General features: G+C 62.2%; 10 protein-coding genes. 3 read left to right on the top strand and 7 right to left on the bottom strand.

Annotation, left to right across the window (positions count from 1 at the left end; genetic code table 11):
• Position 1: 1 nt before the first annotated feature.
• Positions 2-1,036 (bottom strand): DUF1176 domain-containing protein, encoded by a 1,035-nt coding sequence (locus tag PVE73_RS12450; protein ID WP_277367215.1) that lies wholly within the window; start codon positions 1,034-1,036, stop codon positions 2-4.
• 178 nt (positions 1,037-1,214) lie between these two features.
• Between PVE73_RS12450 and PVE73_RS12455 the strand changes: the two genes are divergently transcribed.
• A complete protein-coding gene (locus PVE73_RS12455) occupies positions 1,215-1,637 on the top strand; it encodes a hypothetical protein (RefSeq protein ID WP_277367216.1) in 423 nt (140 codons plus the stop codon).
• Here PVE73_RS12455 and PVE73_RS12460 read toward each other — a convergent pair.
• The gene (locus PVE73_RS12460) at positions 1,618-3,015 is read right to left on the bottom strand and encodes an MATE family efflux transporter (RefSeq protein WP_277367217.1); all 1,398 of its coding nucleotides are present in this window, start codon (positions 3,013-3,015) and stop codon (positions 1,618-1,620) included. The genes PVE73_RS12455 and PVE73_RS12460 overlap by 20 nt on opposite strands.
• Positions 3,016-3,263: 248 nt before the next feature.
• Here PVE73_RS12460 and PVE73_RS12465 point away from each other — a divergent pair, with 248 nt between their 5' ends.
• The gene (locus PVE73_RS12465) at positions 3,264-4,313 is read left to right on the top strand and encodes an aldo/keto reductase (RefSeq protein ID WP_277367218.1); all 1,050 of its coding nucleotides are present in this window, start codon (positions 3,264-3,266) and stop codon (positions 4,311-4,313) included.
• 141 nt (positions 4,314-4,454) lie between these two features.
• A complete protein-coding gene (locus PVE73_RS12470) occupies positions 4,455-6,674 on the top strand; it encodes a bifunctional diguanylate cyclase/phosphodiesterase (RefSeq protein WP_277367219.1) in 2,220 nt (739 codons plus the stop codon).
• On the opposite strand, the gene PVE73_RS12475 is transcribed toward PVE73_RS12470, so the two are convergent.
• From PVE73_RS12475 to PVE73_RS12495, 5 genes are all read right to left on the bottom strand, one after another.
• Positions 6,671-7,864 (bottom strand): HWE histidine kinase domain-containing protein, encoded by a 1,194-nt coding sequence (locus tag PVE73_RS12475; RefSeq protein ID WP_277367220.1) that lies wholly within the window; start codon positions 7,862-7,864, stop codon positions 6,671-6,673. The two genes, PVE73_RS12470 and PVE73_RS12475, sit on opposite strands and share 4 nt — an antisense overlap.
• A 168-nt stretch (positions 7,865-8,032) precedes the next feature.
• Positions 8,033-8,593, bottom strand: coding sequence for a type 1 glutamine amidotransferase domain-containing protein (locus PVE73_RS12480; protein WP_277367221.1), 561 nt, complete (start codon positions 8,591-8,593; stop codon positions 8,033-8,035).
• Positions 8,594-9,573: 980 nt separating this feature from the next.
• The gene (locus tag PVE73_RS12485; RefSeq protein WP_277367222.1) at positions 9,574-9,990 is read right to left on the bottom strand and encodes a hypothetical protein; all 417 of its coding nucleotides are present in this window, start codon (positions 9,988-9,990) and stop codon (positions 9,574-9,576) included.
• A complete protein-coding gene (locus tag PVE73_RS12490; protein WP_277367223.1) occupies positions 9,987-11,846 on the bottom strand; it encodes a TniQ family protein in 1,860 nt (619 codons plus the stop codon). The genes PVE73_RS12485 and PVE73_RS12490 overlap by 4 nt, the downstream gene beginning before the upstream one ends.
• A 10-nt stretch (positions 11,847-11,856) precedes the next feature.
• Complete coding sequence (locus PVE73_RS12495; RefSeq protein ID WP_277367224.1) at positions 11,857-12,927, bottom strand: ATP-binding protein; 1,071 nt, start codon at positions 12,925-12,927, stop codon at positions 11,857-11,859.
• Positions 12,928-12,929: the final 2 nt, after the last annotated feature.

Consider the following 12,929-nt stretch of genomic DNA (forward strand, 5'->3'; position numbering starts at 1 on the left):
GTCACGGGCCGGTCGCGTAGTCCAGCACGGTCTCGGGGTTGATCTCGCCGTCATAGGAGGCATCGACGTCGTAGCGGACGAGCGAGAAGGCGCCCAGGCGGAATATCCACTGGCCGCTGGAGGAGGCATCTCCCACGCCCCGCCATTTTTCACGAGTGGTCAGGGTCAGCGTTTCCGGGTCGAAATCGGAGTTTACGAGCTGGTCCTCGGTCACGAAGCCGATGATGCGCATTTCCTCCACGCGCTTTTCCGAATCCCCGTCTTCATAACGGATATCGAGATCCGGCACCGCGAAACGGAGGGGCAGGATTTCGTCGTTTTCGCCGGCGAGCAGATACACATGCGTCTCGTTATACGCGGCACGATCGCACAGGAAGCGGAAGAGCCGCACCTCCCTCTGCGGGGCGTCGGGCGGATCATAGTCGTAGTTGAACCGGATCATATGGCTTTCCGGTTCTTCTTCGGTGCCGAGATCGCCGGCGCAGACGCCGTCATAAACGGTATCGAAGAGCCGCTGCGCGCGCTGGAGAAGCGCATCGCCCGGTACAGGTGCTCCCTCGCCACAGCTTTCGGGCAGCGCGTCGGCAAGTGGTGCATCGGCAGGCTGCAGCGTGCCGCTTTCGATCATGAGCGGTGTGTAGGGAGTGGTCTGCACTCCGGGCTGCACGAACCTGAACGTGTAGCAGCCCGCGAAGACCCGCTCCTCACCGCCGGCCTCCTGCGCCTGGATGGCCACGGGGAGCGAATAGAAGATGCTGCCGGCGGCCCCTTCCTCGCTGGCCGCGCCGGTAAGGACGTCCACGTTTTCCGTCGTCTCATAGCCCTTGGCGTAGGCATCAGGCGTTTCGGCGGGTGGTGTCGCGAAATAGGAATAGGCACGCGCATATTCCTTCCGGTTTACGGCGTTGTAGAGGGATCGGACGAGTGCCTCCGGGCTCGACCGGTCGTCGAGATAGGCCGGCTCGGCCGCAAAGGCATGCGTTCCGAGCAAAAGGAGGGAGCAGGCGGCGATCTGGGCGAGAGGACCTGGCTTCATGGAAAGGCTCCGCGGGTTCGCTGGGCAGATTCCTGTGATTAAATAAGTCCTTTTGGTGCATTGTGTGAAATCCGGCGGCCGCCCGTGCCCTTTCGGTTAAAATGTGTGGACGACGGCAGACATTTCTTAACGACGCCGCCCTAGTCTGGCGGGCAGCGACCTGTCGGACGGACTTTCCATGGCACCACGCGCGCCGCGCGATTTTTCGAGCATGCTGGACGAGCTTCTGTCGGAACGCTCCGACGAGCCTGACCGGGCGCACCTCATCTCCATTGATTATCTCTCGGTGGTCGAGGAACTCCATTCGGGCCGGATTGCCTTCTCCGACGACGCCCTTGACGCTGCCTATGCTTCCATGGGCGAGCCGGAGCAGGCAAGGCCGGAGCCTTCGCTGGATCCCGAGGAAATCGCGCGTGAGCTCGGCCTCGCCGGCGGCGGGAAGCCGAAGGAGCTCGACCGGCTGCGGCGCGAATTCGCTCTGCGCAACCACCCCGACCGGGTGCCCGAACATCTGCGCGCCCGCGCCGTCGTCCGCATGCAGGTCGCCAACATGCTGATCGACGAGGCGAAGCGGCGGCGGGTCAGGCGTAGAAAAGCATGAGCTTCCCGCGCCTCAGCCAGCGCGACAGAAGCAGTACCGCCACCACCGTCAGACCGGCGCAGAGGCCGATCCAGATGCCCACGCCGCCATAGCCCAGCGGAAAGCCGAGCACGACGCTGAGCGGCAGGCCGATGCCCCAGTAGCCGAATGCCGCATAGATCATCGGCACCGTGGTGTCGTGCAGCCCGCGCAGCATGCCGCTCCCCACCGCCTGCGCGCCGTCAGCGATCTGGAAGAGCGCGGCATAGGCGAGGAAGGTGACCGCCATGGTGACGACCGGCTGGTTTTCCGGCGCGTCGAGATCGATGAAGCCGGCGATGAGAACGCGCGGCGCCAGGAACATGATGAGCGCCATCAGCCCCATGAAGCTCACGCCCATGGTGAAGGCCGTCCAGCCCGCGCGCGTGATCGCCTGCGCGTTCCTCGCGCCGAAGGCGCGGCCCACACGCACCGTGACCGCCTGGCCGAGCCCCATGGGCACCATGAAGCTGGCCGAGGCGATCTGGATGGCGATCGCGTGGGCGGCGAGCGAGACGGTATCGATCCGGCCCATGAGCAGGGCGGCGATGTTGAAGACCGACACTTCGAAGGTGAGAATGCCGGCGATCGGCAGGCCGAGCCGCAGCATCGCCCGGAAGCGCGGCCAGTCGGAGCGCCAGAACCGGCCGAACAGGCTGAAGCGGCGGAACTGGCGTTCGAGGCTGACGACCGCCACCAGGCCGAGGAACATGAACGTGCTGGACAAGGTCGTGGCGTAGCCCGCGCCCGTCAGCCCAAGTGCCGGAAGGCCGAGATTGCCGAAGATCAGGCACCAGTTGGCGAGCACGTTGAAGGCCACGCATATGAAGGCGACCACCAACGCCCATCCGGGCCGTTCCAGCGCGGAAATGAAGGAGCGCAGCACGATGTAGCCGAAAAAGGGCAGGGCGGCCCATTGCAGCGCACGCACATAGGACTGGGCTGCCTGGCTGAGCGCCGGATCCTGCCCCATGGCGAGCAGGATGGCTTCGGTGTTCCAGAGAAGCAGCCAGAGCGGGACCGAGACGGCCACCGCCAGCCACAGGCCCTGCCGCGCGGAGCGCCGTACCTCGCGCATATAGCGCAGCCTGCCGCCGATGGCGCTCGCCATCATGGGGGAAGCCGCCGCCATGAGACCGAGACCGAAGATCACCGGCATGAAATAGAGGTTGTGGCCGAGCGTGCCTGCGGCGAGCGCCTCGGGCGAAAGCCGTCCCAGCATCATGACGTCGGTCACGGTCATCGCCGTCTGTGCGAGATTGGTCAGGATCATCGGCCAGGCGAGCGACAGCGTTGCGCGCGCTTCGGAAAGCCAGAGATTGACCGGGGGCGCTCCCGCGCCCGTAGCCAGCGCTGTCATGATGCTGCTTTCCTATGGACCCTGGCGGCTGCCGCTCGGCCGATGAATCACGCGGCAAATCCATCTCGGACCGCCCGCCGAATGCTTAATAGCGGGCGTCTGTGTCCAGACAAGTCAAATTCTCTTGCCGGAAGGAGCAATTCCCTTGATGTTTGCACCGCAATATTGCGTGGCGCGGTGCAGTGGCTATAGTCGCGCCTCCTCCACGGCGCTTTTCCGCGCCATCCCGTTAGACCGGAGAAAAATCCATGGAAAAGCGCCGTCTCGGCCGCACCGATCTCTTCGTCTCCAAGATCTGCCTCGGCACCATGACCTGGGGCGAGCAGAACAGCGAGACCGAGGGCCATGCCCAGATGGATTTCGCCTTCGAGCAGGGCGTCAATTTCCTCGATACGGCCGAGCTCTACCCGATCCCGCCCAAGCCGGAGACGCAGGGCCGCACGGAACGGATCATCGGCACCTGGATGAAGGAGCGCCGCAACCGGGACAGTGTCGTTGTCGCCTCCAAGGTGGTGGGCCGTACTGCGAACGCCTGGTTCCGCGGCGGCCGGCCCTCCAGGCTCGTCCGCGCCGATATCCTCGATGCGGTCGAAAAATCGCTGGCGCGCCTGCAGACCGACCATATCGACCTCTACCAGATACACTGGCCCGATCGCGCCATCCCCTGGGGATCCAATCCCGCACGCGTCACCGGCGAGTTGGAGCGCCACGAGGACGAGACACCCATCGCCGAGACCATCGCTGTCTTCGAGGAGTTGGTGAAAGACGGCAAAATCCGCCATTTCGGCCTGTCGAACGAGAGCTCATGGGGCGTGATGCGCTATGTCGGCGAGGCGGAGAAGGGGACCGGGCCCCGTCCCGTCTCGGTCCAGAACGCCTACAGTCTGGTCAACCGGACCTTCGAGGTGAACCTGGCCGAGGTGGCTTTTCGCGAAGGGGTGGGGCTGCTTGCCTATTCTCCGCTGGCGCAGGGCTATCTCAGCGGGAAGTACGACCATGGCGCCCTGCCGGAAGGCTCGCGCAAGAAGCTTTTCAACCGGCTGCAGCGCTACGAGGCGCCCGGCGCCGCGGAGGCCTTTCTGGCCTATAATGCGCTTGCGCGCTCCTTCGGGATGAGCCCCGCCGTCTTCGCCAATGCGTTCGTCACCTCCCGGCCCTTCCTGACCGCAAACATCGTCGGCGCGACGACGATCGAGCAACTCGACGAGGCGATCAGATCGGCCCATGTGGCCTGGACGGAGGAGATGCAGAAGGCAGTGGATGACCTGCATCGGAAGTTCGGCAATCCCTGTCCCTGAGATCGCGGGCGGAAGCGGTATGGCTGCCCCTTCGTCCCCGCGATGCGTTTTGCCTGGACAGCGCGCCCGCACGGATTCCTGTCGACACGTAAGTTTAACCATTGGGGAAGCATTTTGCTCTCCATGGTGGGGAGAGACAAAATGCGTTTCGCGCGGGGCTGGTTGCTTCATTCCTTCGCATTGAAAATAGTCACGCCGGTGCTGGGCGGCGCCGTCGCGATCAGTGTTGCCGTCGCCGGGCTTCTTCTCTGGTCGAGCTGGGAAGCCGACTCGGTTGCACGGGAGCGCCAGAAGCGGCTCGCCATGGTCGTGATTTCGGACCTGAAGACCTCGATCGCCTATGATCAGGAAAGCGTCACCGTCTGGGACGATTCCGTGCGGGCGGTGAGGCAGGGAGACAGCGCCGCGGACTGGCTCGACCACAATCTCGGCAGCTGGATGAGCACCTATTTCGGGCACGACGCGGCCTATGTGGTCGACCCGGAAAACGAGCCGATATACGCCTTCTCCGGCGGCAAGGCGGGAGCCGATGAGGATTTCAGGCGGCTTGAGTCGACCATCGTGCCGCTCATCGCCTTCCTTCGCGAGGAGATGCGGACGGGCCGCAACCAGGAGCCGGCAGGGCGGATGCTCACGCCGGGGGCGGCCGACCTGATGGTGGTGTCCGGCCATCCGGCCGTCGTCAGCGTCAAACCCATCGTCTCCGACACCGGCGAAATCGTGCAGACACCGGGCGAGGAATACCTGCACATCGCCGTGCGATATCTTGACGATAGCCTCCTGGAAGGCCTGCGGCACGACTACCTCTTCGACGGCATCCGCTTCGCCTGGCAGGACGATTCCGGAAAGGGCGAGACGGGCCTGCCCCTTCTGTCCGATTCAGGCGCTGTGATCGGCTATTTCATATGGCAGCCCCACAGGCCCGGCACGACGGTGCTGGCGAACCTTGCGCCGGTGCTCCTGGGTGTCATGCTGCTCGCTCTCCTGACGATCAGCGGTCTTCTGTTCCTGGTCAACCAGCGCTCGAAGAGGCTCGCCGCCAGCGAGGCCCGGATGCAGTATCTGGCGCTGCACGACCCTCTGACGGCTCTTCCCAACCGTTCGCTGCTGGAGGAGCGGCTGGAAGAAGCGCTGGATGCGCTCGAAAACACGCGGGACATGCTGGCGGTCCTTTATCTCGACCTGGACCGTTTCAAGCAGGTGAACGATTCGCTTGGCCATCCGGCGGGGGATCACCTCATCAAGGAGGTTGCCAGGCGTCTGGGCAAGCTCACGCGCCATGGCGATACGGTGGCGCGGATCGGTGGCGACGAGTTCGTGGTGCTCATGCCCCATCGCCGCGAAGCCGGGGAGGTGGACGCCTTCTGCGAGCGCGTGATCGAGGCGATGCGCCAGCCCTACCATATCGACGGCAACCAGGTTTTCGCCAGCATCTCGCTTGGGGTCGCCGTGGCGCCGGTCGACGGCATCGACCGGGCGGAGCTCACGCGCAAGGCCGACATTGCACTTTACCACGCCAAGAGTTCCGGCCGCAGCCGCTACGCGCGGTTCGGCAGCGAGATGGATTCCATGCTGAAGGAGCGCAGGGAGATCGAACGCGACCTGCGCGTGGCGCTTGCCCGCAGGAACGAGCTGGCGGTGCACTATCAGCCGCTCTACACCGCACGCGACATGCAGATCACCGGGGTGGAGGCGCTCCTGCGATGGAGACACCCGCAGAAGGGGTGGGTCTCGCCGGCGCTCTTCGTGCCCATCGCGGAGGAGACGGGCCTGATCGAGGCGCTTGGGGACTTCGTCCTTCGCGAGGCGTGCCTGGCCGCCCTTGCATGGCCCGACCTGACCATCGCCGTGAACGTGTCGGCGATCGAACTGCGCAACCCGGCCTTCGCCGGAAAGGTTGCGGATGCGCTGGCCGAGCACGGCCTGGAACCGGGACGGCTGGAACTGGAGGTGACCGAGACGGCGCTCACCGATCATATCGGCGAATGCGAAGGGAATGTGCGCGCGCTCAGGGAGATGGGCGTGCGGATCGCGCTCGACGATTTCGGCACCGGCTTCTCATCGCTCGGCCGGCTGCATCAGCTCAAGGTGGACCGCATCAAGATCGACCGCAGCTTCGTCAGCGGGTTCGGGAAATCGAGCGGGGACGAGGCGATCATACAGGCGATCGTGGATCTGGCGCACGCCAACGGCCTCAGGACGACGGCGGAGGGCGTGGAGACCTCGGAGCAGGGCGACTACCTGAAAACGATCGGCTGCGACGAGTTGCAGGGCTTCCTGCTGTCGCGCGCCGTGCCTCCCGAGGAGATCGACGGCCTCCTGGGTGCGAAGCGCCGGCGCAGCGTGGCAAGCGCAGCTTAGACGAGCAGGCTGCCCGACGGCAGCGTCATCGTGACGGAGAGCCCCTCGCGGCGCCAATCATATTTCAGCGTGCCGCCGAACTGGCGCGTAACCGTGGCATGCACGAGGCGGCTGCCATAGCCGTTCATGCGCGGCGGCTGCTCGACGGGCGGGCCGCCGCGTTCCACCCAGGTGAGATGGAGACGCTCCTCCCCGGTCGGCCGCCAGCAGATATCGACGCAGCCTTCGTCCACGGACAGGGCACCGTATTTGGAAGCGTTGGTGGCGAGCTCATGGATGACGAGAGCGATCCCGTCCACCGCCTTGTCGCTGCAGGGCACGCGCGGCCCCTCGATCGTAAAGCGCGCACAGGGATCGGGATCATGCGGCCGGGTGATCGCCTCGACCACTTCGCCGAGATCGGTTGTGCGCAGCCCGTCCCCGCTGCTGTGCACCTTGCGGCGCACGAGGGAGTGCGCGTTGGCGAGTGCATGCAGGCGGCCGGAAAGCGCCGTCACCATCTGCTCCTTGGTGGAGGTGGTGCGCGCGGTTGAGCGGATCATGCTCTCGGCGATGGAGAAGAGGTTCTTGATCCGGTGATCCATTTCGGCGGACAGCCGCTCCTGCTCCTCGAGCGCACGGGTGAGCCGCGTCTGATTTTCGCGCAGCTTGAGCGCAATCCCGACAAGGGTGGCGAGCTCGGTCATGGCGCGGGCATGCCCGGCGTCGAAATGGCCTTCCTGCCCCGCGACGATCCACAAAGTGCCGAGCGGCTTCTCGCTGCCGACATAAAGAGGGACGAGCAGCACCTCCGGCACGACGATGCCTGCGTCGGCGATCCAGTCGTAGGCGCGTTCGGGATGGCGGGCGAGCACCGGTCGGTTTTCGTCCAGCGTGACGCCGCAGGGGCTGAAATTGCGTGGCGTCGGAGCTCCCTCGAAAGTGGAGAGAACGCCGCGCAGATAGCGCCAGCGAAAGAGACGCGTATCGTCTCCCTCATAGAGGCTGAGGCCCGCCGAGATGCCGCCGGTCATCTGCATGGCGAGATCGACGAAACGGGGCAGCACCTCCTCCGGCGCGTCCGCCATGCGCATGGCGAGGTCCTGCAGCGCACGCTTCTCCTGCAGATGATCGGTCTGCTTCGGCGCACGGCGGGCAAGCTCGGCAGTGATGAACACATCCGCGACGGATGGCGTCGGTGATTTCAGCAAGATCTTCAGCGACCCCTAAAAATCCACCTTACGTCAAATTTTCCGGGCGGGCGAGTCAAGGGGAGAGATTCTTTTCCTATGGCCTGCCTGCTCCGAAGAAAAGACGCCCGGCCGCCGGGTCGGGCGTCGTGTCGGCGCAGACCATCTGCGGGGATCGGCGGGCGGGCCTCAGGCGGCGCGGCGTTCGTGCCGGCCTTCGCGGATCTCCTCGGAAAGCTTGTCGCAGAAGGCGTCGAGGTCGCCGGGATTGCGGCTGGTGACCAGCCCCTGGTCGGTGACGACCTCGCTGTTCTCCCACCGGCCGCCGGCATTCATCACGTCGGTCTTTATCGAGTGATAGGAGGTGACCCGCCGGTCCTTGAGGACGCCGAGCTCGACCAGCAGCCAGGGGGCGTGGCAGATCGCGCCGATGACCTTGCGCTCATCCCAGAAGCTCCTGATGAAGGAGAGCGCCTTCTGCTCGACGCGCAGGAGATCGGGATTGATCTGGCCGCCCGGCAGCACCAGGGCGTCGTAATCCTCCGGCCGCGCCTCATCGAGCGTCTTGTCGACCGGGACGGGCCGGCCCCAATCCTTCTTGTCCCAGCCCTTGATCTGTCCCGGGTCGAGCGAGACCACATGGACCTCCGCGCCCGCCTCGCGCAGCTTGTTGAGCGGGACTTCCAACTCCGACTGCTCGAACCCGTGGGTGGCGAGAATGGCCACGCGTTTTCCGGAAATGTCCTGCATCTTTCTCTCCATTGTTGGGGATGCCCGGGAAACCGACGGGAAGGCGTGTCTGTTCCATGGCAATTCCGCAAGGACCGGTGAGGATAGGTGTGGCGTTTCCTGCAAGGGTGCCCGGTGCCGGAAGCGTCGGACGTGTGCAGAGAGGGAACGGCAAGGATCCTAGGGTCTGCGCCTCATGACGACGGTGGAGAGGCGTTGTGATCTCAAACAGCTGTGCGCCAGGGGCGGGCCTCGACCTGACTAAAGGCTACGGCCCCTCCTGCTTCGTCGTCCTCCGGCTTGATTCGAGGACTCATGCCCTGACGGTGGCGGCGACTGGTTGCGATGCGCTCTCGCAAGACACTAAGCGCCACGCGATAGGCCATTATCGCGGCGTTGTCGAAGGAGATTTCCCAACACGGTCAAGGTGGGGAGAGCCATTCAGTAGGCTTCCCCTGCCTTCGACTGGTGTCAGTCGCGACCGCACACCCATTGCAGCAGCATGTGAAGGCGAACATAGTTTGTCCCAGAGTGCCGGATAAGTCATTGTAATCATTGTGCATCGGTTGGAGAGCGGCAATGATGTTTGTCCGCAATGGCAACTTGGCGATGTCCCAAAGCCAGCCAAGAGACTGCGGATTAAATGAGATTGATAGTCCGGGTTGAAACTTGCGGTCGACGACCTCACCATCAAATGAAGTGAGTTATCGGAGACGGCAGGATGTGTCTGGATGAGTGCAAAAACATTGAAAATACAATCGTTCCCGCTCTCAGGATTTATATGGAAATCGGTTGGCCGAACGCCGTAGACAGACTTATACAAACCTACATGCTGCGAGTTTTGCAGTTCGGAACGCAGGAATTGGATTTAAGATTTAAGGACGCTGAAGCTTGGCTGAAACACGCCAAGGAATATGAGCGAATTCATGGCAGAGGCAGTTTGATGAACCGAGATCACCCCGCCTATCGAAGGTACAGGGTTCAGAAAGAACGCCTTGCCTCTACGGTTTAAAACGTGGGCTAGTCACATGATTGTCGTCATCAATTTCTAACGATTCACCGAGTGCCACGATTACATCATCTTTATTCTTTAGAAAGAGCGAAAGCATATATCCATCTTTCCAGCGGATTGCAGCATATTTTATAATTGTAGTTGTTCGATTATCTAAATATGCTATGGTATAAGTGGCCTTTATAATATGCGCATCGTCGATTTCACCATCCCTTTCTATTGTTAAATGTGCGTTAGCGAACTCCGCAGCGGCTAATGCCTGATTTTCCGTAAAGAAATGGCCGATAAATGCGCCAACGGCATTCATTGCAGCCCACATTGTCACGCCTGACACCGAAACGGTAAACGCCGCGGGACCGCCACGACCCAGCACTTGATCGGAGTTCATTGCCCCTACACTTTTCATGACGTCGATTCCAACCCAAGTTTAATTGAATACTCGAGCGGATATCTCAAGTAGAATGTGGCACCAACCACCGTTGGGTCGAAAGCCGGAGCAATTCCACAGGATTTCAGCTGTGACTTGACTTGGCTGAAATGCTCCCCGCGCTCTTTGGCGAGATTCATGAGGGAGACATAGGATCGTTGGAACCGAGCCAAGTCCTCTGGCATGACGATCGTTTGCGGGCACCGATTGATCGGGTTCACCGCAGTGCGTGCGGGGAGATACCCGTGTTCGATTAAAGCTTTCACGACCTGCGTCTTCGTCCCCAATTTGTGCTCAACTTCTCGCAGCGACAATCCGTCGTGGTCCTCGAGCATCGTTTTTTCGCGAAGCTCATCGGGGTCGACAAGCACCGCCATGTAGCCATGCTCGTTGGGATCGCGGAAAGCACGCTCCAGCTTGCCAGACAGTAATAAATCCAGGATCTCGACCGCCTTACAGTTCGCCTTCCGAACGGCATGAGGGATGCTGCACAACCCGGGTTCCTGGCCCGTCAACAGCTTCGTGTTTGCCAGCAATCGGTCGAGAAACACGCTGATATCTTCGCGACGAAACCGGAATTGGAGGCCATGTTTGGCTCCCGCCTTGACGTGGGGTGCAAGGTAACCCCGGTCGACCAGGATGCCCCAGTGAACCCGTGGTGCGTTGACGAGTTTCTGCGCCTCTTTCGCGGATACGGTGTCCTTGATCTCCGTAACAAATTCCGTGATCTCCTCAGCATCGAGCATGATGCGCGCATCGGTCAGCGCCGCGTTTTCCTTGGCCAGGACGCCCGTTTCGATAAGAAGTTTCCGTAGGCGCTTGGGATGCACGCCGAACTCCTTGGACGCAGATTGTACAGAGTGCCAGCGTCGATCAGTGATCGGACCGAAGAGCTCGTCACCCGGACCAAGGGGAAGGGTGTCAATGGCGTGCGCCCGGATCAGCTTTCGAACCGGATCGTAGGCGCTGTCGTCGGAATCATGTGCGAGCGCCTCATACAGCCGACCATAGAGTGCCCGTCCACCAGCATCTCCGGTCTTGCCCTTGAATGCGGCCTGCATCTCCGACAGCCAGCTGCAAATTCCTTCTTCTCCACTGGAGGTGACGGCAAAGCCAGCGGCCCCCGCATGCCACCAGTCGTCCCCGCCGAAGGTACGGATCGGAGCCTTGAGACCGCGCGTCACCACGGCACCCAACAGCTCGGTGAACCTTGCGGCGGCATAGAAGGGCAGGGCGTCGAGGAAGGGGAATGCACCGACGCGTCCGGTCATCCGGTCGTGGAGATAGCGTTCGAAGGCCGATGGCTCGCGCGCAACCGAACGCTTGGCCACTTCCGGAATCTCCTGGCGGTCCGCCTGCACCATGGCGGCGAAATCGTGGATCATCGATGGCTCCTGTTGGACGGAGCACTCCACAAGCGACACGTCATGAACGTCACATGTCCGGATGAACGAGATGAGCCATTTCCTGCGGCCCCATGCCCGTGCCAGGGGGTGCTCATCCTGGCGGCGCATGTCTTCAGCCAGGCATTCCGGACAGAAACGCAGGCGGTTGCGGATCATCAGGTTCCGTGTCACCCGCTGACCGTCGACTTCGTATCCGTCCGCCGTTTTCCGGATCGCGCTTTCCCGGAGAGAGTTCACGTCGACGTCCGCAAGATATGCGAGCCTCAAAAGGGCAGCGTCACTGCCATCGACGACGTCCTGAAATCTGAAGCCCATATCGGCGCAGAAGTGGCGTGCTTTCAGACGGCCGTTCACAGCCGCCAATCTGGAGCAGAAGCTTGCCGGGGTTTCGCCGGAATGAAGACGGGTTCTGATAGTTAATTGGGTCATGTCCGTCTCCTCAAGCCTTTCGGCGGCGTTTCGGGGCAGGGGAGACCTCTTCGGCTGGACGATCTCGGACAAGAGCAGCCGAAGGCTGAAGCGTATGCCAGTCAGCGCGAAGAAATACGTTCTCGTCCTCAGTACAGCCGGAGAAGCGGCTGTAAGCCGCCGCGAAATGTCTCGCCTTCACCCGTCCGCCTGCAGCTTCATCGAACATCGCTTGCTCGATCGCGCCGCGGACGAGTTGAATTACAACGCCGAAGCGGCCGTAGGCGGCGTGGAGCAGGCGGTGGATGAACTCGTCTGGCAGGGCCGAGGCGAGCTGCATTTCGGCGTGCTTTGTCACCATGTGTTCGATCATCTTTCGTACGGAGACGGCGTCTTTCGCAAATTCCAGGTTGCTGAACTCGAAGATGCGGGATCTGCGCATCAGCTGCACATCGGATGAGACCAGGCGCGCGAGTGTCGGAATACCAGACAGGATGAAACACACAGGCCAGTCCGGCTGTTGCATGACGTTCTTGATTGTATCCGACAGCTTTTGCCGTTCGGTGTCGTTCAGCGTGTTCACGGCATGCTGCATCTCATCGATGTGAATGAACATCACCTTGCGAATCCGGATCTGCTGACGGACGAGCTCCCACACCATGTGTTCTTTGATTTCTCGGGAGAGGGGATATCCCAACGCCCTAAGTACTTCCCGCCCCAATTGCTTCAGCGTGCAAGGGGAGGGGGCCACGACGCTGATCAGGGGAGATGTCGAGATGCCATAGCGGTCCTGGTAGGGCTGAAATTCGGCTCTGTTCGCGATGATACGTTTGAGGAGTGTCGTCTTACCCGCTCCGGAATCTCCGATGACCACCAGAGCCGACCCATCGCGCCGTACGCTCCCGTGCGCGCTGGCGGCATTCTGGATGAGCATCTCGATCTCAGTTTCAAGAGCCGCATCCCTCGGGGTGGTAACGTGTTTCGAATGCAGTCTTGCAAGGCGTTCCGCTCGCTCCCGTGACTTGTCGGGCATTGCCGATCTCAGACGGGCGAGCGCCTCTGCGGCATCTTCTTCAAGGTGGGTTTGTTCCAAAGTCTCCATAA

This window comes from Chelativorans sp. AA-79, assembly GCF_029457495.1.
Taxonomy (GTDB): domain Bacteria; phylum Pseudomonadota; class Alphaproteobacteria; order Rhizobiales; family Rhizobiaceae; genus Chelativorans.